The sequence below is a fragment of the Pseudomonas sp. 21 genome, from assembly GCF_000955805.1.
Classification (GTDB): domain Bacteria; phylum Pseudomonadota; class Gammaproteobacteria; order Pseudomonadales; family Pseudomonadaceae; genus Pseudomonas.
Genome location: NZ_JYOA01000010.1, coordinates 773,919 through 793,474, shown reverse-complemented (window position 1 = coordinate 793,474; position 19,556 = coordinate 773,919). Strand labels below are relative to the sequence as shown.

General features: G+C 63.6%; 20 protein-coding genes. 5 read left to right on the top strand and 15 right to left on the bottom strand.

Going from position 1 to position 19,556, the window contains the following annotated elements; all coding sequences use genetic code 11:
• From UB43_RS29960 to UB43_RS25505, 7 genes are all read right to left on the bottom strand, one after another.
• Window positions 1-207 (bottom strand): hypothetical protein (locus UB43_RS29960; protein WP_218187704.1); only part of this gene is annotated, 207 nt, incomplete at its 3' end.
• Between the two features lie 82 nt (window positions 208-289).
• Window positions 290-898: a protein-methionine-sulfoxide reductase heme-binding subunit MsrQ gene (msrQ, locus tag UB43_RS25530; protein WP_045216866.1), complete on the bottom strand. Its 609-nt coding sequence runs from the start codon at window positions 896-898 to the stop codon at window positions 290-292.
• Window positions 898-1,908 carry a protein-methionine-sulfoxide reductase catalytic subunit MsrP gene (msrP, locus tag UB43_RS25525; RefSeq protein WP_045216863.1) on the bottom strand — a complete coding sequence of 337 codons (1,011 nt, stop codon included), beginning with the start codon at window positions 1,906-1,908 and terminating at the stop codon, window positions 898-900. Before msrP ends, msrQ begins: the two co-directional genes overlap by 1 nt.
• A 57-nt stretch (window positions 1,909-1,965) precedes the next feature.
• Window positions 1,966-2,790 carry a CDP-diacylglycerol--serine O-phosphatidyltransferase gene (gene pssA / locus UB43_RS25520; RefSeq protein ID WP_017516328.1) on the bottom strand — a complete coding sequence of 275 codons (825 nt, stop codon included), beginning with the start codon at window positions 2,788-2,790 and terminating at the stop codon, window positions 1,966-1,968.
• 149 nt (window positions 2,791-2,939) lie between these two features.
• On the bottom strand, window positions 2,940-3,956 hold the full coding sequence (ilvC, locus tag UB43_RS25515; protein ID WP_017516327.1) for a ketol-acid reductoisomerase: 1,017 nt from the start codon (window positions 3,954-3,956) through the stop codon (window positions 2,940-2,942).
• A gap of 44 nt (window positions 3,957-4,000) precedes the next feature.
• Window positions 4,001-4,492: an acetolactate synthase small subunit gene (gene ilvN, locus UB43_RS25510; RefSeq protein WP_017516326.1), complete on the bottom strand. Its 492-nt coding sequence runs from the start codon at window positions 4,490-4,492 to the stop codon at window positions 4,001-4,003.
• Window positions 4,493-4,494: 2 nt separating this feature from the next.
• Window positions 4,495-6,225: an acetolactate synthase 3 large subunit gene (locus UB43_RS25505; protein WP_045216860.1), complete on the bottom strand. Its 1,731-nt coding sequence runs from the start codon at window positions 6,223-6,225 to the stop codon at window positions 4,495-4,497.
• A gap of 403 nt (window positions 6,226-6,628) precedes the next feature.
• Here UB43_RS25505 and UB43_RS25500 point away from each other — a divergent pair, with 403 nt between their 5' ends.
• A complete protein-coding gene (locus tag UB43_RS25500) occupies window positions 6,629-7,081 on the top strand; it encodes a DUF4124 domain-containing protein (RefSeq protein ID WP_045216858.1) in 453 nt (150 codons plus the stop codon).
• A gap of 7 nt (window positions 7,082-7,088) precedes the next feature.
• Here the strand turns inward: UB43_RS25500 and UB43_RS25495 are convergent, their stop codons facing one another.
• The 3 genes from UB43_RS25495 to mrcB are packed head-to-tail and all read right to left on the bottom strand — an operon-like array spanning window position 7,089 to window position 10,586.
• Window positions 7,089-7,418 (bottom strand): YqcC family protein, encoded by a 330-nt coding sequence (locus UB43_RS25495; RefSeq protein WP_045216856.1) that lies wholly within the window; start codon window positions 7,416-7,418, stop codon window positions 7,089-7,091.
• Window positions 7,418-8,245 (bottom strand): tetratricopeptide repeat protein, encoded by an 828-nt coding sequence (locus UB43_RS25490; RefSeq protein WP_045216854.1) that lies wholly within the window; start codon window positions 8,243-8,245, stop codon window positions 7,418-7,420. The genes UB43_RS25495 and UB43_RS25490 overlap by 1 nt, the downstream gene beginning before the upstream one ends.
• A 16-nt stretch (window positions 8,246-8,261) precedes the next feature.
• On the bottom strand, window positions 8,262-10,586 hold the full coding sequence (gene mrcB, locus UB43_RS25485; protein WP_156160489.1) for a penicillin-binding protein 1B: 2,325 nt from the start codon (window positions 10,584-10,586) through the stop codon (window positions 8,262-8,264).
• Window positions 10,587-10,802: 216 nt separating this feature from the next.
• Here mrcB and UB43_RS25480 point away from each other — a divergent pair, with 216 nt between their 5' ends.
• The 3 genes from UB43_RS25480 (at window position 10,803) to UB43_RS25470 (ending at window position 13,772) form a co-directional block, all read left to right on the top strand.
• Entirely contained in the window at window positions 10,803-12,365 is a 1,563-nt protein-coding gene (locus tag UB43_RS25480) for a bifunctional aminoglycoside phosphotransferase/ATP-binding protein (protein WP_045216850.1), read from the top strand.
• Between the two features lie 229 nt (window positions 12,366-12,594).
• A complete protein-coding gene (locus UB43_RS25475) occupies window positions 12,595-12,867 on the top strand; it encodes a TfoX/Sxy family protein (protein WP_045216847.1) in 273 nt (90 codons plus the stop codon).
• A 104-nt stretch (window positions 12,868-12,971) separates the two neighbouring features.
• Window positions 12,972-13,772, top strand: coding sequence for a cyclic nucleotide-binding domain-containing protein (locus tag UB43_RS25470; RefSeq protein ID WP_045216845.1), 801 nt, complete (start codon window positions 12,972-12,974; stop codon window positions 13,770-13,772).
• A 531-nt stretch (window positions 13,773-14,303) separates the two neighbouring features.
• Here UB43_RS25470 and UB43_RS25465 read toward each other — a convergent pair.
• The 5 genes from UB43_RS25465 to UB43_RS25445 are packed head-to-tail and all read right to left on the bottom strand — an operon-like array spanning window position 14,304 to window position 18,969.
• Window positions 14,304-15,197, bottom strand: coding sequence for a ChaN family lipoprotein (locus tag UB43_RS25465; RefSeq protein ID WP_045216842.1), 894 nt, complete (start codon window positions 15,195-15,197; stop codon window positions 14,304-14,306).
• A gap of 11 nt (window positions 15,198-15,208) precedes the next feature.
• Window positions 15,209-15,976 (bottom strand): heme ABC transporter ATP-binding protein, encoded by a 768-nt coding sequence (locus tag UB43_RS25460; protein ID WP_045216840.1) that lies wholly within the window; start codon window positions 15,974-15,976, stop codon window positions 15,209-15,211.
• The gene (locus tag UB43_RS25455) at window positions 15,976-16,959 is read right to left on the bottom strand and encodes an iron ABC transporter permease (protein WP_156160496.1); all 984 of its coding nucleotides are present in this window, start codon (window positions 16,957-16,959) and stop codon (window positions 15,976-15,978) included. Before UB43_RS25455 ends, UB43_RS25460 begins: the two co-directional genes overlap by 1 nt.
• 50 nt (window positions 16,960-17,009) lie before the next feature.
• Entirely contained in the window at window positions 17,010-17,903 is an 894-nt protein-coding gene (locus tag UB43_RS25450; RefSeq protein WP_082085907.1) for a hemin ABC transporter substrate-binding protein, read from the bottom strand.
• 10 nt (window positions 17,904-17,913) lie between these two features.
• Window positions 17,914-18,969 (bottom strand): hemin-degrading factor, encoded by a 1,056-nt coding sequence (locus UB43_RS25445; protein ID WP_045216832.1) that lies wholly within the window; start codon window positions 18,967-18,969, stop codon window positions 17,914-17,916.
• Between the two features lie 255 nt (window positions 18,970-19,224).
• Between UB43_RS25445 and UB43_RS25440 the strand changes: the two genes are divergently transcribed.
• Window positions 19,225-19,542 carry a Rieske 2Fe-2S domain-containing protein gene (locus UB43_RS25440; protein ID WP_045216829.1) on the top strand — a complete coding sequence of 106 codons (318 nt, stop codon included), beginning with the start codon at window positions 19,225-19,227 and terminating at the stop codon, window positions 19,540-19,542.
• Window positions 19,543-19,556 lie beyond the last annotated feature (14 nt).

The window sequence follows — 19,556 nt, the reverse complement described above, 5'->3', positions numbered from 1 at the left end:
TTCTTTTCTACTCAATCGCTTGTGCTTCAGCGAAGGAAACCTTCTCGTCAGCGGGAGGCGCATTCTACAGCGATCAAACTCGCTGTCAACCACCTCGGTGATCTTCTTTTCAGTGAGCCGCCGGAGCAGCCAATGAAGAGCGGCAAGTGAACCACCTGCCTGATCACCACCCTCATCTCCGAAGCTCTGTAAGTACTTGATTTTCAAGTTCTTTCAGCGCTTCGTCGCTGGGAGTGGTGCGCATTATAGGGAGTTTAAATCGGCCGTCAACGACTAATTTAAACTTTCTTCAGTTAGCCGCCAGGCGGCCCCGTAGCGACGGTAGGCGACGAGCCACGGACGGAACCCGCAAAAGCAGCAGGCACAGGCCTATGGCCGCATAGATCGCCCAACGCTCCAGATCGGATCGTACGACCCACAGCATATGCAGCAATCCCAAACCGAGGATGACATATATCAGGCGATGCAGTTTCTTCCAGCCTGTCCCCAGCTTGCGCATGCTGTAGCGATTAGAGGTCAGCGCCAGGGAGAGAAGCCCAAGGAAGGCAATGAACCCAACGATAATGTAAGGCCGCTTGCGCAATTCGACCCCCAGCTGCGCCCAGTCCAACCCCAGGATGAAGACGGCATATGCCCCCAGGTGCAGCACTATATAAGTGAAGCACCACAACCCCAGTTGGCGACGGACCTGCACCCAACCGCCCCAGCGAGTGATCTTCTGCAGCGGCGTCATCGACAGGGTAATGAGCAGCAGAATCAACCCGCCCTGCCCCAAGCGATCTACCAATGCCTTGCCCGGGTCCGGACCGAGAGCGAAGATCCACGCCTGGTACAGCCAATAGAGCGGCGGGAGCAGCGCAGCCAGAAACACGCCGGCCCGCCAGAACGGATAGCGCATCAGTAATCCTTCCTCAGGTCCATGCCCGCATAGAGCGAAGCGACTTCATCGGCGTAGCCGTTGAACATGAGGGTAGGACGAACATTGGGGCTGAATAATCCACTGGGCAGGCGCCGCTCACGCGCCTGACTCCAGCGCGGATGGTCCACGGTCGGGTTGACGTTGGCATAGAAGCCGTACTCGTCGGCCGCCAGGCTTTGCCAGGTGGTCTTCGGCTGCTCTTCGACAAAGCTGATCCGAACAATGGACTTGGCGCCCTTGAAGCCATATTTCCACGGCACCACCAGGCGAAGCGGCGCGCCGTTCTGGTTTGCCAGCACTCGCCCATACATGCCGACTGCCAGTATCGCCAACGGATGCATTGCCTCGTCCATACGCAGCCCTTCCACATAGGGCCAGTCGATCAGCGCGAAGTTGGACTGCACACCCGGCATGTCCTTGCGGTCCACCAGGGTTTCAAAGCGCAGGTATTTCGCCTTGCTGGTCGGCTCTACTCGCTTGATCAGCTCGGAGATCGGGAAACCGATCCACGGAATGACCATCGACCAGGCTTCGACGCAGCGCAGCCGGTAGATGCGCTCCTCCAACTGGTAAGGCTTGATGAAATCCTCGAGCGCGTACTTGCCGGGCTTGCCCACCTCCCCATCGATAACTACGGACCAGGGCTCGGTCTTCAGGGCACCCGCATTGGCCGCGGGATCGCCCTTGTCCGGGCCGAATTCGTAGAAATTGTTGTAGGTGGTCGCGTCCTTGAACGGCGTGATGGCTTCATCTTTTACCGTGATCGCATCCCAATGGGTCGCGGAGAGCTTGTCCGTCAGCCAGGAAGGCGTCACAGCTTCAGCCACATCGGCGTAGCGACCGCCCTCGGCAAGGCTCAGTCGCGGCAGTCCAGATAACGCGGCAGCCGCCATCGCACCACCGAGAAAGCGGCGACGGGAGAGGTAGAGGGATTCGGGAGTGACTTCCGATTCGTGGCAATCGGAAAGGCGGGACGACTTGATCAGCATGACGGGCTCCGCAACAACTGGCTGTATGCGCCAGTAGACTGCGGAGCCCGCTGGAAATTACACGGCAGGCGGCTGCTTGCGACGGCGCAATTGCAACAAGTATTGCACCGGGCCGGAGGTGGCGTAAGCAAGGAACAGCAGGAGCAGGATGCGCGGCGGGTCGGTGAAGACCACGGCGAATGCCAGCACCACCACCAGGATCGCCATGAACGGCACGCGGCCACGCAGGTCGAGATCCTTGAAGCTGTAGTACTTGATGTTGCTGACCATCAGCATGCCGGCGGCAGCGACCATCAGTGCAACCAGCAGGGAAACCTTGGCGCCCTGCACGTCGAAGTCGGCGAACGCCCATACCGTACCGGCAACCAGCGCCGCGGCCGCCGGACTGGCCAGGCCGATGAAGTAGCGCTTGTCAGCCTTGCCCACCTGGGTATTGAAGCGCGCCAGGCGCAGCGCGGCACCCGCCACATAGATGAAGGCGACCATCCAGCCGACCTTGCCCAGACTGCTCAGCGCCCATTCGAAGGCAACCAGCGCCGGTGCGACACCAAAGGCGACCATGTCGGACAGCGAGTCGTACTCGGCACCGAAGGCACTCTGGGTGTTGGTCAGGCGGGCCACACGACCGTCGAGACCGTCGAGGACCATGGCGACGAAGATGGCGATGGCGGCGTTGGAGAAATCGCCGTTCATGGCATTGATGATGGCGTACAGGCCAGTGAACAGTGCCGCGGTAGTGAACAGGTTGGGCAGCAGGTAGATGCCGCGATGACGAACCTTGCGACCTTCGGCGTCATGCCCCTCTTCGATGTGTTCATCGATGGGCAGCAGACTTTCTTCGGTGTCGGAAGCCTTGTTCGGCTCCTCGTGACCTTCACTCATGGACGATTCCTTGAGAACTCGTTGAGGCTGAGATTCGCCGGGGCACGCTACTGCGCAGACTCACCCGACGCCCTCGCTTTATACCAGATCACCGCCCCTAAACGAAAAAACGCGGCAAGCGCCGCGTTTCTTCGTTTGTCGAAAGGACCTTAGTTCTTGGTCTTGTCGACGATCTTGTTCGCGGCGATCCACGGCATCATGGCGCGCAGCTGCTCGCCAATGACTTCGATGCCGTGAGCGGCGTTGTTACGGCGCTTGGCGGTCATCGACGGGTAGTTGGTGGCGCCTTCGGAGATGAACATCTTGGCGTATTCGCCGTCCTGGATGCGCTTCAGAGCGTTGCGCATGGCCTGACGGGATTCAGCGTTGATCACTTCCGGACCGGTCACGTACTCGCCATATTCGGCGTTGTTCGAGATCGAGTAGTTCATGTTGGCGATGCCGCCTTCGTACATGAGGTCAACGATCAGCTTCAGTTCGTGCAGGCACTCGAAGTAGGCCATTTCCGGAGCGTAACCGGCTTCGACCAGGGTTTCGAAACCAGCTTTCACCAGCTCGACGCAACCGCCGCACAGAACGGCCTGCTCGCCGAACAGGTCGGTTTCGGTCTCGTCCTTGAAGGTGGTTTCGATGATGCCGGTACGGCCACCGCCAACGCCGCAGGCGTAGGACAGCGCGACGTTCTTGGCATTGCCCGAAGCGTCCTGGTAGATGGCGATCAGGTCAGGGATGCCGCCGCCCTTGACGAACTCGGAGCGAACGGTGTGGCCCGGGGCCTTCGGCGCGATCATGATCACGTCGAGGTCAGCGCGCGGTACGACCTGGTTGTAGTGGATGGAGAAGCCGTGGGCGAAGGCCAGGGTAGCGCCCTTCTTCAGGTTCGGCTCGATCTCGTCCTTGTACAGACGGCCCTGGAACTCGTCCGGGGTCAGGATCATGACCAGGTCGGCAGCGGCAACGGCTTCAGCCACTTCGGCGACTTTCAGGCCGTGGTTCTGAGCCTTGGCAACGGAGGAAGAACCCGCACGCAGGCCGACGGTGACGTCGACGCCGGAGTCTTTCAGGTTGCAGGCGTGGGCATGGCCCTGGGAGCCGTAACCGATGATGGCAACTTTCTTGCCCTGAACGATGGAGAGGTCACAGTCTTTATCGTAGAAAACGCGCATTTGGGTAATCCCCTGTCAGTTGGCCTCGTGGGCCGTATTTCAAATCAGATGCTGAGAGTCTTGTCGCCACGGGCAATGCCGGTGACGCCGCTGCGGACAACTTCGAGGATCGACGCGGTGCCGATGGCCTGGATGAAGCTGTCCAGCTTGTCGCTGGTGCCGGCCAGCTGCACGGTGTAGACGCTGCTGGTGACGTCGACGATCTGTCCGCGGAAGATGTCGGTGGTGCGCTTGACCTCGGCACGCTGAGCGCCGGTCGCCTTCACTTTCACCAGCATCAGCTCGCGCTCGATGTGCGCGCTCTCCGAGAGATTCACCAGTTTTACCACCTCGATGAGCTTGTTGAGGTTCTTGGTGATCTGCTCGATGACTTCATCCTGACCGGCGGTGGTCAGGGTCAGGCGCGACAGCGTCGGGTCCTCGGTCGGGGCGACGGTCAGGCTTTCGATGTTGTAGTTGCGCTGGGAGAACAGGCCGACGACGCGGGACAGCGCGCCGGGTTCGTTTTCCAGCAGCAGGGAAATGATGTGTCGCATGATCAGGTACGCTCCGTCTTGCTCAGCCACATGTCGCGCATCGCACCACCGCGGATCTGCATCGGGTAGACGTGCTCGCTGGTATCGACCTGGATGTCGAGGAAGACCAGGCGATTCTTCATCGCGAAGGCCTCTTCCATCATCGGTTTCAGGTCCTTCAGGTCGGTGATGCGCATGCCGACGTGGCCATACGCTTCAGCCAGCTTGACGAAGTCCGGCAGCGATTCCATGTAGGAGTGCGAGTAGCGGCTGTTGTACTGCATGTCCTGCCATTGGCGGACCATGCCCAGCGCACCGTTGTTCAGGTTGACGATTTTCACCGGCAGGTCGTACTGCAGGCAGGTGGACAGCTCCTGGATGTTCATCTGGATGCTGCCTTCACCGGTCACACAGGCGACGTCGGCGTCGGGGAAGTTCAGTTTCACGCCCATAGCGGCCGGGAAGCCGAAGCCCATGGTGCCCAGGCCACCTGAGTTGATCCAGCGGTTGGGCTTGTTGAAGCGGTAGTACTGCGCCGCGAACATCTGGTGCTGGCCCACGTCGGAAGCGACGAAGGCATCACCATTGGTGACTTCGCAGAGGGTCTCGATCACGGTCTGCGGCTTGATAATGCTGCCGTCGCCCATGTTGTACGGGAACAGGCCGCGGGTGCCGCGCCATTCTTCGATCTGCTTCCACCAGGCAGCCTGGGCTTCCTTGTTCGGGGTCTCGCCGATTTCCTTGAGGATCGCGCCCATTTCGGTCAGGACGCTGTCCACCGGGCCGACGATCGGGATGTCGGCCTTGACGGTCTTGGAGATCGAGGCCGGGTCGATGTCGACGTGGATGATCTTGGCGTTCGGGCAGAACTTGGCGGCGGTCTCGCCGTTGATCACGCGATCGTCGAAGCGCGCGCCGACAGCGAAGATCACGTCAGCGTGGTGCATCGCGAGGTTCGCGGTGTAGCTGCCGTGCATGCCGAGCATGCCGACGAACTGGCGATCGGTACCCGGATAGCCACCCAGGCCCATCAGGGTATTGGTGACCGGCACATTGAGCATGCGCGCGACTTCGGTCAGCGGCTCGGCAGCATTGCCCATGATCACGCCACCACCGGCGTAGATGATCGGGCGCTTGGCGGCCAGCATCATCTCGGCGGCCTTGCGGATCTGGCCGGAGTGACCACGGACAGCCGGGCTATAGGAGCGCAGCTTGACCTTCTTCGGGTAGTTGTATTCGAACTTCTGGGTCGGGTCGCCCATGTCCTTCGGAATATCGATCACCACCGGGCCGGGACGGCCGGACTGGGCGATATAGAAGGCCTTCTTGATGACTTCGGGGATTTCCGACGGGTGCTTGATGATGAAGCTGTGCTTCACGATCGGACGGGAGATACCGACCATGTCGGTCTCCTGGAAGGCGTCGGTGCCGACCATGTTGCTCGCCACCTGGCCGGAGATCACCACCATCGGGATGGAGTCCATGTAGGCAGTGGCGATGCCGGTAACGGCGTTGGTCGCGCCGGGACCGGAGGTCACCAGCACCACGCCCGGCTTGCCGGTGGCGCGCGCATAGCCGTCGGCCATGTGGGTGGCGGCCTGCTCGTGGCGAACCAGAATATGGGTTACTTCGTTCTCTTTGAAGAGAGCGTCGTAGATATGCAGGAGGGCACCGCCCGGGTACCCGTAGATGTACTTAACGCCTTCGTCACGCAGGGAGCGGACGACCATTTCAGCGCCGGATAAAAGTTCCACGTTGTCACCTCTAGAACGCTATATACGGAAACCCCCAACGTGGGGGACCGACTTGGATGGCTGCCCGGCAGACATGGGCGAATGTAATCGCCGGCTACGTCGACTGCCGATTGAGCAGAACCTGGAGACACTCCTGTTTGTGTTACGGAGAGCCTCCACCCAGCGCGAGGTAACGCGAAACAGGGTGAAACTTTGCGGCGCGGGTAGCACCTCTTGTCTGCCGAGTAAAACCAGCTTGCGGCCGGCCCACTGCAGCGAACCTTGGATTCTTCTGAAACGAAGCGGCCAAGTCAAGCCATATATGGCTTTGAATGAAGCGGGGATGTGAACTTTCTCAGAGTGAATAAGCGCACGTTTTGGTTATAGTTACCGACAGACTCCGCATCCCAAGGATCGACAAAGCATGCGACGGACGATTTTCCTGGGCAGCCTGCTGCTCGCACTGGCCCCAACCGTGATGGCCGCGCAGGTCTACAAGTGGGTCGATGCCCAGGGCATCACCCATTTCGGCGCGCAGCCGCCGGAAGGCGCCGATGCCGCCACAGTGAACACCAATGCAGCGCCGCCAAAGGCCAGCAGCAATTTCCCGCCGCCTGCCGCCGCCAAGCCGGCGCTGCCGCCCAGCGCGGACGAAAAGCAGAAGGCCGCCGACGAGAAGGTGCGCCAGGAAGTGGCGCAGCAGGAAGCCGAGCGAGTCCAGCAATGCGAGAAGCTGCGCGCCGATGTAGCCCAACTGAAGAACAACCCGCGCGTCCGCGTGGACGATGGCAATGGCGACCTGCGCCGGATTACCGAAGAGGAACGTCAGGGGCGCATAGCGGCCAGCGAAAAGAGCATTCGCGAGAACTGCAACTGACGCCCGCTCAGGGCGTCGGGCTGATCAGCTGATCGAAGGCGCCGAGCGCTTCCAGCAGCGCCGCAACGCGCGCGCCTTCACTGGCATACGCCATTTCCGCAATGGCGCGGATGCCCGAAGCGCCGGGCAGATCCGCGCCGCTCTCGATGATCAGTTTCATCCGCGGCAGGAAGATCCACTGCAGCCACTCCTCCAGCGCCAGGGTATCCACGCAGAAGGGCTCGGTGCTGGACAGCCTGTCCGTCGACGGGCTCTCCACTCCCCACATGCCGATCGCACGCAGCTCCCGCTCGATCAGCAGCAACTGATCGGCGACCGCCAGCACGCGCGCGTCCATTACAGGGTCACCTTGGCTTTCTGACGTGCTTCGGCGGCGCCGGCAGCATTGCCCTGCTGGTCACGGCACTTGGCGATCAGGTCCCACAGGCTGGCCTGCATGGTCGGACGACCGTTGGCCAGCGACAGGCCACGCAGCGCCACTTGTTCGGCTTGCGCGGCATCGCCCTGGGCCAGCCGCACCTGGGCCAGCTTGTAGAGCACCTGCGGCTCGCGCGGAGCGATGCGCTGGGCACGTTCCAGGCTCGCGGCAGCGCCGTTCAGATCACCACCACCCTGCTGCTGCGAGGCGGAGGTGAGCAGCGCCAGCACCGGCCCATCCAGTTGTTCGTCCGCCGACAGACCGGAGTTGCTCGACGGAATGCCGGACGGCCCCTGGTAGGTACGGCCCTGGCTCGACGGAACGGCTTGCTGGGTCTGGTACGCCGGCTGCTGGTAGGTCTGCGACTGGAAACCACCATTGGAGGTGATGCCGCCACTGGTGGAGATCGGCTGCTGCGAGGAATAGCTCGAGCCGGTAGCCCCCGCAGACGTGGTCATCGGCGAGGTGCTGATCGGCGCGGCGCCGGTCTGTGCCGGGAAGGTCTGGATCGGCGCCATGCCGGCATCCTGCGGGACCATCACGGTAACACCGGAGTCACCCTGCGGGATGCTCTGGCCGGCACCGGCACGCACCGGCGCCTGGGTGTTACCACCGCTGCGGCCGACGCGCTCCGAGTTGGAGACCGAGGTACCGGAGTCCTGCACGGGAATCGCACCGTGCTGCGGGGACGCACAACCGGACAGAAGCGCCAGAGTCGCCGACGCTGCAAACCAAGCTTTTCTCACTTCCAATCCTCTTGCATCAGTTCAACCAGCCGCGCACCCAGTCCATGACTTCGCCGGCCGGCGTCTGGTTTCCGCAACCTGCGCCCAGCGCAGGCTCGCTTCCACGAATATAAGGCATCTGCACTGCACCCGGGCAATTGGCGTCAGTGCCCTGCCCGGTATGCGGATCGACCCAGGCCTGCACGACATTATCCGGCATCGGCATATCCAGCGGCGCCGGATTGGCCTTGCGCATGAAGCTGGTCCAGATCTGCAGCGCACCGGTGGCACCGGTGAGCGGCGTCTTGCCGTTGTCGTCGCGACCGATCCACACCACTGCCAGCAGGTCCTGGCCGAAACCGGAGAACCAGCTGTCGCGGGAATCGTTGGTGGTGCCGGTCTTGCCCGCCAGGGTCAGGGACGCCGGCAGCTGGTTGTAGACGGAACGACCAGTGCCCTCGCGCATCACGCGCTGCATGGCGCTCTGCAGCAGGTAGATGGCGCCCGGATCGAAGCGTTGCTGGACCTGGAACGGATAACGCTTGAGCGGCTGCCCGTCGGCCGCCAGCACGCTGCGAATGCTGCGCAACGGTGTATTGAAACCACCGCTGGCGATGGTCTGGTACATGGTCGCGACCTGCATCGGGCTCAGCGCGCCAGCCCCCAGCAGCATCGACGGATACGCCGGCCAGTTCGGCGACACGCCAAGGCGCTCCAGCGTCTTCAGAACGTTCGGCACCCCCAGGTCAAGCCCCAGCCTGGCCGTGGACAGGTTCAGCGAACGGGCCAGCCCCTGGTAGAGGAAGATGGTGCCGTTGGCGGTGCCTTCATAGTTCTTCGGCGTCCATACCTGGCCATCCTTGCCCTTCACCTGGAACGGCTGGTCCTGGATGTAACTGGTCAAGGTGTACTGGCTCGGCTTCTCAAGCGCGGTCAGGTAGACCGCCGGCTTGACCAGCGAACCGATCGGCCGAACGGCATCGACGGCGCGGTTGAAGCCAGCGAAGCGCGGGTCGCGACTGCCGAGCAACGCCTGGATCTCACCGGTCTCCGGGTTGGTCACGACCATCGCGGTTTCGGTTTCGGCGACGCCCTTACGGCCTTCGAGACGCTTGAAGGTCTCGCTGACGGCGGTCTCGGCCTTCATCTGCAGAATGGGGTCGAAGCTGGTGAAGATACGTAGGCCTTCCTCGGTCAGGTCCTCGTCGCGGTAATCCTCGCGCAACTGGCGTTTCACCAGATCGAGGAATGCCGGGTAGGAGCTGTTGGCCATGCTGCCCTGGCGAGTCACACCCAGCGGCGTCTGCTTGGCGGCGGCCGCTTCGTCGGCAGTGATCACGCCCTGTTCGGCGAGCACGTCGAGCACCACGTTGCGACGCTCCAGCGCACGCTCGGGGTTGCGGCGAGGGTTGTAATAGGAGGGCCCTTTCACCATGCCGACCAGCAGAGCCACCTGCGGCAGCTTGAGCTCCGACAGCGGCTGGCTGAAGAAGTACTGGCTGGCGAGGCCGAAGCCGTTCACCGAGCGCTGGCCGTCCTGGCCGAGGAATACTTCGTTGAGGTAGCCCTCGAGGATTTCGCGCTTGTCGTAATGCAACTCGAGCAGCATCGCCATCATGGCTTCGGTGAGCTTGCGCGACAGGCTGCGCTCGTTGGTCAGGAAGAAGTTCTTCACCAACTGCTGGGTCAGCGTACTGCCGCCCTGGCGCAACTGGCCGGCGCTGGCGTTGACCCAGACGGCGCGGGCGATGGACTTGATCGAAACCCCGTGGTGGGTCCAGAAATCACGGTCTTCCACAGCGACCAGGGTGTCGATCAGGTACGGCGGCACCTGGTCGAGCTTGATCAGGATGCGGTCTTCATTGTGCGCCGGGTACAGGCCGCCGATCAGCAGCGGTTCCATGCGCGCCACAGCAAGGTCGCCACCGTTGGCGCGGCTCAGGCCGGCCACATAGTCGCCAGAGAAGCGCACGCGAATGCGCTGCGCAGGCTCGGCCCCTTCATAGAACTGGAAGCCGCGGGTATTGAGGTCGACGGCGTTGCCGGCCACCGACACCGCGCCCGGCCCTGCGACCGAGGTCTCGCGGCGATAGCCCAGCGCATCCAGCTCACGCAGGAAGTCGTCCTTGCCCAGTCTCAGGCCGACGAACAGCTCCAGCGGCCGGGCGTAGACCTTGGCGGGAATGGTCCAGCGCTTGCCGGAGAATTTCTCCTGGACAACCGCATCGAGGTACACGGCAAAACCGGCCAGCACCACCACGCCAACCAGACCGAGCTTGAGAGCCCAGCCCAGCCACTTGCGCATGGCAGGCGACGATTTGCCGCTTTTTTTACGAGGTTTGGAAGATCGGGGACGCGTCATGGCGGCGCATTATACGTACTTTATCCACAGGAGACAGACGCCGCTCCAGCGGGCGTCCGGGCTTGATGCGAACTGCCTGGCATCTCGCGAAGTCAGTAGTCGCCGAGCTATGACCCCACGATGGCCATTTGGTTGCCGGTCGGCCGCAGAGTTTGCAGCTGCCGGCCCAGCCGCCATAATGCCTGCCTTCAGAAATTCGACCGGAAAGGACATCACGTGAGCCAGACCTTACTCGCAGCCCTGCAGAACCCCGCCCTCTTCCCTCATCCGGTCGACGGCTTCCGGGTCATCGAAACCCACATCTCCTGGGTGCTGCTCACTGGCTCCTACGTCTACAAGATCAAGAAGCCGGTGAACTTCGGCTTCCTCGACTTCACCGACCTCGCCAAGCGCAAGCACTTCTGCGAGGAAGAACTGCGTTTGAACCAGCGCCTGACCGAAGGTCTGTACCTCGAAGTGATCGCCATCACCGGCAGCGAGTCCGCGCCGCAGCTGAACGGCGAAGGCCCGGCCATCGAGTACATGATCCAGTGCCGCGAATTCCCGCAGACCCAGTTGCTCAGTGAAGTGCAGGCCCGAGGAGAGCTGGGCGCGGAACACATCGACGGCCTGGCCAAGCAGATCGCCGACTTCCACCTGCGCACCCCGGTTGTCCCCACCGAACACCCGCTGGGCACGCCGGAAGCCTGCATGGCGCCCGTGCGGCAGAATTTCGAGCAGATCCGCCCGATGCTCTCCGACAAGGCCGACCTGCTGCAGCTCGATGCCCTGGAGGCCTGGGCCGAATCCAGCTTCGAGCGCCTGCACGGCGTCTTCGAGCAACGCAAGGCGAACGGTTTCATCCGCGAATGCCACGGCGACATCCACCTGGGTAATGCCGCGATCATCGATGGCAAGGTCGTGCTGTTCGACTGCATCGAGTTCAACGAGCCATTCCGCTTCACCGACGTCACCGCCGACTACGCCTTCCTCGCCATGGACCTGGAAGACCGCGGCCTGAAATGCCTGTCGCGGCGCTTCGTCAGCCAGTACCTGGAATACACCGGCGACTACCAGTCCCTGGCCCTGCTGAACTTCTACAAGGCCTACCGCGCCCTGGTCCGCGCCAAGATCGCGCTGTTCAGCCTGGCACACCAGACTGACGCCGTGCAGAAGGCCGCTACCCTTCGCCAGTACCGCAACTACGCCAACCTGGCGGAGAGCTATAGCGCCATTCCCTCGCGTTTCCTCGCAGTGACCGTCGGCGTTTCCGCCGTCGGCAAGAGCCAGGTCGCGCTGCGCCTGGTAGAAGCACTGGGTGCCGTGCGCCTGCGCTCGGACGTGGAGCGCAAGCGCCTGTTCGGCGAACAGAAGGCCGATCAGCAGGGTCAGCTCAAGGGTGGCATCTATGACGCCGAAGCCACCACCGCGACCTACCAGCGCCTCAACGAACTGGCCGTGGACATTCTGCGTGCCGGCTACCCGGTCGTGCTGGACGCCACCTTCCTCAAGCGCAAGCAGCGCGCCGCCGCCTGGGAGATCGCCGAGGAAACCGGGGTTCCGTTCCTGACCCTCGACTGCCACGCACCGGAAGCCGTGATCGCCGGCTGGCTGGCCCAGCGCCAGAACGACGGCAACGACCCGTCCGACGCCACCCTGGATGTCGTCCAGGCGCAACTGGCCAACCGCGACGCCCTCAACGCCGAAGAGCAACAGCACAGCAAGCGCGTCGACACTCCGGACGCCGCCAGCCTCGACGCCCTGGTCGCCAGCATCCGCCAGCGCCTGCCCGGCCTCTGATCCACCGCCTGTCGGCCGGAGTCGCCCCGCGCGGCGATCTCCGACCGATGGCGACGCCGCACAGCCAGCCTTCGACGACGACAACGCCCTGCCCCGCATTCTCGGCGATGTCACAAAGCCACGCTTTTCCCAGTCACCGCTACACTTCCTCCTGAGTGTCCGGCCGCTACGAGCAGTTCTCGGCCCCTTCAAGACCTGACACCCATCGCGCCCATCGCAAGGACAGACGATGAACGACGAACTGCTGCACCTGAAGAACCTGGGCAAGACCTCCGCTCAATGGCTGCATGCCGTGGGCATTCACAGCGCCAGCGACCTGCGCCGCCTGGGGGCGGTCGGCGCTTATCGGGCCGTGCGCGCACGGGGATTCCGCGCCTCGAAAGTGTTGCTCTATGCCATCGAGGGCGCCTTGCTCGATGTGCACTGGAACGACCTGCCACCCGCGCACAAGGCTGCTCTTCTTGGCGAGCTTGAGACATTTCCCGCGCGTAACAAGAGCTAGCTCACACGCTCTGTGTGAAAATGTTTACGCAAGGTACCTGTCCGCTTATGGTTTCAGGGCCCTTCGTGCGCCCTCGACCGTCGCCATATCAAGGAATTACGGCCATGTACCTACTCGGTGAACAACCCGCCTATGCCGATCGACTGATCAATCGGCTACAGGGCATCCCGGCGCAACTGCTCGCCGGCCTTGAGCCCGCAGGCGAAGCTATCCGCCTGGAGCGCTCCGACGATCTGGAAGGCGAGTTGCCCGGCAAGCACCTGTTCCTCATCGAGAACGGACTGGTCCATGCCCTGGTGGATGAGCGCCCGCTGTTCTACCTGCAGGAAGGCGACCTGGTCGGCCTGCGCCAAGGCATCGAACTGCCGCCCTGCCGCTATGTCAGCGAAGAACCGCTGTGCCTGATTCCCTATTCGCGCAGCGAAGTGTTCCGCCATATCCACAGCCATGAGCAGCGTCAGGAGCAGTTCCTGCACTACCTGATCGGCCACACTGCGCTGCTGTCGGATGCCCTGGCGCACCTCAAGCAGCCGGAGATTCGCCCGGCCACCGGCTTCCAGCACTTCGCCGCCGGCGCCCAACTGATCCAGCAGGGCGACGACGCCGAGCACGTGTTCATCATCATCGAGGGCCACGCCGAGGCCTTCGTCGACGGGCAGAAGGTCGGCGACGTGCAGAAGGACGAGATCTTCGGTGCCATGGCCGTGTTCACCCGCGAGAAACGCAGCGCCTCGGTGATCGCCAGCGAGCCGTGCACCGTGATGGTGATCCCCAAGGACCAGTTCCTCAGTCTCATGCAGAGCAATCCGCGCATCGCCCACAGCCTCATCGAGGGCATGGCGCGGCGCATCGACCTGCTGAACAAGGAAGTCACCCAGCTGCGTCTGCAACGCCAGGCCGACTGATCTGCTTTCGCTCGAAAAGCCCGGCCCAGCGCCGGGCTTTTTCGTTTGTGCGGGGGGTATTTCGCGGGCGAGAAAAAATCTGCAGAAAAGAGGTTGACTCTCAAATGATAATGATTATTATTGAGTCATCTGGTCGCGAGGCCAGATCGATAACCTCAAGAGACCACGCAGTCGGACTCTTCAGATTATCTCCTCATCAGGCTAATCACGGTTTCGACCCGGCACTTTGCCGGGTCTTTTTTTTGCCTCGATTTTTCCTTCACGCAGAGCACTCCTGCCCACCGAAAAAATCTTCGGATCGGTGGAAGAAAAGGTGTTGACTCTCAAATGATAATGGTTATTATTACAACCACTGGCTGCGAGGCCAGTTGGATAAGCTCGAGAGACCACGCAGTCGGACTCTTCAGATTATCTCCTCATCAGGCTAATCACGGTTTGGACCCGGCATTTTGCCGGGTCTTTTTTTGCCCGCGATTTCTGCGGCGACCGCCATTCCCGCGGAAACGAAAAAGGGGCCGTACGGCCCCTTCACTACTTGCCGCGCATCTGCGCGCAATAATCCGTTGGCGGCTGTGCCGGCGTGTACCAGACGAAGTCTGCCTGCGCCGGCGCCACCGCCCTGCCAACTTCGGCCAGCATCACTACCTGCAGCCCTTGCGCTGCGTCCAGGTCCTGCAGGTGCAGCGGAACGCCCAGGTCGCGGCGCGCATGGAAGCTGCCAGCAATCAACAAGGCAGGTTCAGGCGCCGTCTTGAAACGCTCGGCCAGGCGCCGGTCGCGCTGCTGCTGGACCGCCAGCATCGCCGGGAGCTGACTGTCCGGCAGCAGGCCGCAGTGGGAATCACGGATATCCTGCAGCAACGCATCGCGCACCGGAGCAGCCGTAGAGGCTGGTCCCTGCAATTGGGGCTGATTCCGGTAGATGTCCATGATTTCGCTGCGATCCAGGTTGGCCGCCAGCAGGGGCGTCGGCTGCTTCACCAGCCAGGTCAGCAGCGGACCGTAGTGCGACCAGTCCCAACCTGGCTGCCAACGCAGCGCACCGATCAGGTCGCGCGGCATTTCGCCCTTCGCCGCTGAAGATTGCACCGCAGTGACGGCGCTCTGCTGATCAGGGTTGAGCATCTCCAGCAGTACGCTGCCGCTCGGACGCCTCTCGGCCAGCGCGCGCACCAGCCAGAGTTCGAGTGCATGGTGATCGGGGTTGTCGTGCTGCTCGCCGACTATCACCCGCGGTGCGGCAGCCAGTCGTTCGAGCAGCTGTGCTGGCGAAAGCTGTTCACCGCTACGCAGATCGCGGATTACGCCCAGTTCGGCACTGTCACGCCCTTCCGGGCTCTGCCAGACCGGCAGCGGCGGCGCAGCCACTTGGCCCTGGCAGGCAGCGAGCAGCGTCAGCAAGGGGACGAGCAGGACCTGCTTCATAACGACTCCTTTCAGCGCGCGATGATCAGCGGATGGCCGCGTTCCGGGTGCTCCTGCACCAGTACATCGAGGCCGAAGACGGCACGCAGCGGCTCGGCCTGCAGCACTTCGTGCGGCGTGCCGAGCAGATGCGTGTGCGCCTCGTGCAGGAGCAACAGGCGATCACAGTAACGCGCCGCCAGATTCAGGTCGTGAAGGATGACCAGCACCGCCGCACCGCGCCCGGCGAAATCGCGCACGGCCTGCAGGGTGGTGTGCTGGTGCAGTGGATCGAGCGCCGAAGTCGGCTCATCCAGCAGCAGCACCTGCTCCGCCCCGCCCGGCCACAGCTGTGCAAGCACACGGGCCAGATGCACCCGCTGGCGTTCGCCACCGGAGAGCGCCAGGTAACTGCGCCCAGCCAGGTGCGAGGCATCGGCAGCGGCCATGGCTTCGCGGATGATTTCCTCGTCGCGCTGGCGGCCACTGTCGTGGGGCAATCGCCCGAAGCCCACGACGGCCTCGACGGGAAACGCAAAATTCAGCGAGGACGATTGCGGTAGCACGGCCAACCGACGTGCGCGCTCGGTGCCTTGCCAGGAGTCCAGCGGGCGACCATCGAGGCTCACCGATCCACCGGCCAGCGGCAGTTCACCATTCATGGCGCCGAGCAGGGTGCTCTTGCCTGCGCCGTTAGGACCGAGGACACCGAGCACTTCGCCCGGATGCAGTGTCACGCTTACATCCTGCAGGACGGTCTGGGCGCCGCGCTTCACCAGCAGCTTGTCTGCGCACAGCATCAGGAACGCCCCCGGATCAGCAGGTAAAGGAAGAATGGCGCCCCGATCAGCGCGGTAACGATGCCAATCGGCAGCTCTGCCGGCGCCAGCGCCAGCCGTGCGATCAGGTCGGCCAGCAGAAGCAGGATCGCGCCGCCGAACATTGAGGCGGGCAGCAAGACCCGGTGATCAGGGCCGACGATCAGGCGCAACAGGTGCGGCACCACCAGACCGATGAAGCCGATCATCCCCGCGGCGGCCACCGCCGCTCCGACACCCAGCGCGGTGCACAGGATCAGTTCGACCTTCAGCCGCTCAACGTCGAAGCCCAGGTGCCGCGCTTCGGATTCGCCCAGCAGCAGCGCATTCAGTGCATTCACCCGGCGCGGCAACCAGCAGGCAACCAACAGGGTAATCAGCAGCAGCGGCCACAGTCGCGGGTAACTCGCGCCATTCAGGCTGCCGAGGTTCCAGAACGTCAGCGTGCGCAGGGTGGCGTCGTCGGCGAGGTAGGTGAACAGGCCGATCAGCGCGCCCGCGAGCGCCGTCAGCGCGATGCCGGCGAGCAGCATGGTCGCCACGCTGGTCTGGCCGTTGTGACGCCCCAGGCGGTAGACCAGCGCCGTCACCAGCAGGCCACCGGCAAAGGCACATGCGGACAGCAGGTAAGGCGCGAAAGCCTCGGGCAGCCCACCGAGGGATGCACCAAAGACAATGGCGATGGCCGCCCCCAGCGCGGCGCCGCTGGAGACCCCGATCAGGCCGGGATCGGCCAGGGGGTTACGGAACAGCCCCTGCATGGCCACACCGGCCAGCGCCAGCACGCCACCGGTAGCGATACCCAGCAGGGTACGCGGCAGGCGGATCTGCCCGACAATCAGCTCAGCCTGGCCGAGGCCGTCAGCGGACACTGGCAACCCGACCATGTGCGCCAGCGCGCGCAGGGTATCGCCCAGCGGCAGGCTCACCGGCCCGAGAGCCAGTGAGAGCCAGACGACCAGCAGCAGGAGGAAACCAAGGAGCAGGAACAGCGGTCGAGCGGTAACGATCCGGGTCAAGGACGACTTTCCGTGTTCAGGGTCTGCGCGGAAGGATAAAAGGCCCGGGAGAGGCTAGCCAGCCCGTCCGGGATGCGCGGCCCCAGACCACCGACCAGCAGGGTCGGATCGAGCACCAGCACGCGACCGTCACGCAGCGCGCTGGTCGCGGCCAGTCCAGGGTTCTGCCGGATCAGTGCGGCGCGTGCCTTGTCACCGTCCAGGGCGCGGTCGCTGAGTACCACCACCTGCGGGTTCAGCGCCGTGAGGGCTTCGGTCGACAGCGTCTTGTAACCGGTGTGGGTCGCCAGATTGCGGCCGCCGGCGTGCTGGATCAGCCAGTCGCCCGAAGTCTCCTGCCCCGCGACCAGCAGGTTACCGCCGGCATGCCCGACCAGCAGGACGACGCCGGGCGCGGCTTGCGCGGACTGGGCGGTCTTCACCCAGGCGCCCTGCGCGGCGAGACGCGCATCGAAGTCCGCCTCGGCCTGCCTGGCCTTCTCCGGCGCACCGAGCAACTCGCCCAGACGCTGAAGAGTGTCGTGCACGGTCTTCTCGTCAGCCTTGGCCGATAGCGTCTCGACCCGCACCCCAGCGGCAAGCAGTTGCTGCAGCACCGGTGGCGGGCCCATTTCTTCGCTGCCCAGCAGGATGTCCGGCTTCAGCGCGAGGATGCCTTCAGCGGCGAGCTGCCGCTGGTAACCGATCTTCGGCAATGCATGGAGCGATGCCGGGTGCAGGCTGGTGGTGTCGACGCCCACCAGCCTGGCTTCGCCGCCCAGGGCGACGACCCATTCGCTCAGCGATCCACCGGCGCTCACCCAGCGCTGCGGCAACGAGTCGGCCAACGCACTGGTGGCAGTCAGGCAGAAACCGGCGAACAGCGCGCGTGCAGTCATGGAAGTCTTCATGAGCCGCCCCTCAGCGTACCGGGAAGGATTCGGCGAGCTCGCGCCAGCTCTGCAGTTCCGGAACGCCCGGCTTGCGCGCACCGAACACCTGCAGCACCAGCTCGCCATTGGCATCGAAGGCTTCCCAGCTGGTAACCACGCCATCGCTGCTGGGCTTGCGCACGCGCCACAGTTCGACCACGCCCGGCGTCTTCAGGTGCAGGTTGAACAGCGGGTCGAGGACGTTGAACCAGTCGTCCATCCACTTGAGGTTTTCCACGGTGCCGGTGTGGATCTGGATGCAGTGGGCGTTGCCGACGAAGAGCATGATCGGCAACTGATTGGCCCCCGCCGCCTCCAGCAGGCGCGGCAGTTCGGCAGTGGCCAGCGGCTCGGCCCACTCGCGGCCGGCGAGACGCAGCGCCTGGGTGCGCTGGACTTTGTGCTTCTTCAGCAGGGCGAAGAAGTGGTGGGTGTCCTTCAAGGCCGACCAGCCTTCGCGCAGGGCGGCGACATCGATTTCACCGTCGGCCAGCGGCGCGGCCTTGGGCTCCAGCGGGATCAGGTCGAGGGAGGTGCCCTGCTCGGCGGCGGTGAAGCTGCGCACCAGCGGCTCCCAGGCCGCGAGGTCACTCTGCTCGGTGAGGAAGACCTTGTGCACGGCAGTGCCCTGGCGGTCGAATACCTGAATGCTGCGCTGGGTGCCGTGGGCGGTCTCTTCGCTGATGGCGAAGGCGCTGGCCCAGCCGCCGAGGAACAGGCGCAGGTCGATGTCAGGGGAGACCACCAGCCCCATCTGGCCGTTGGCAGACACGGTCACGTCGCGGTACGGCCCCTTGCGCTCATGCACGCAATGCTCATTGCGCGTCAGCGCCATGATCTGGCCCAGCTCACCCAGCGCCGGCAACAGCTCGGCCCAGTCGGTGCGCAGGCGCACGGCATCCACGCCCAGGCGGCTGGCAGCCAGCTCGGCTTCGCTCACCGCCAGGTGTTGCGCCGCATCGCGGGCGCGCAGGCGCGGTTTCTCGGCGCGCAGGGTTTGCCAGGCGCGGTACAGCTCGGAGGCCGGCGCAGTCAGGGTCGTCATCGCAGAATTCCTCGTTCGAAAGGTGGCCTGCCGCGGTGCGGCGGTATAAACGAACCTTGCCACAGGAAAATCAGGAAATCTATTTGATAATTATTTGCATTAAATGTCAGAGAGGCTTAAGGTCGGCGCCGCTTTCGCTGGCACGGCGCCAGCTCAGCCCTTCTTCAGCACACGGAAGTGCACCCTCTTCCGGTACCGCCCCGCGGGCGCGGATAATGTATGCCTCGTGATGCCGTACCTGGATGGAAGCCCCGGATGATCCTGCTCTGCGCCCCGCATGACCTGGCCGAAGGCCAGAGTCGGGGCTTCAAGGCCGCTGGCCTGAATCTCTTCGCCGTGCGCCGCCTGGGCCGTGTCTACGCCTATCGCAACCGCTGCCCGCACCGGGAAATCCCACTGGGCTACGACGCCGAGCAGTACCTCGATGCCAGCGGCCGCCTGTTGCAGTGCGGCCACCATGGCGCGCTGTTCCTGATCGAGACCGGTGAATGCATCCAGGGGCCGTGCCTGGGGGATGTGCTGGAGGCATTGCCCTGCCGCGAGGATGAGCAGGGCATCTGGCTGGCGATGTAGGAGCGGGCCATGCC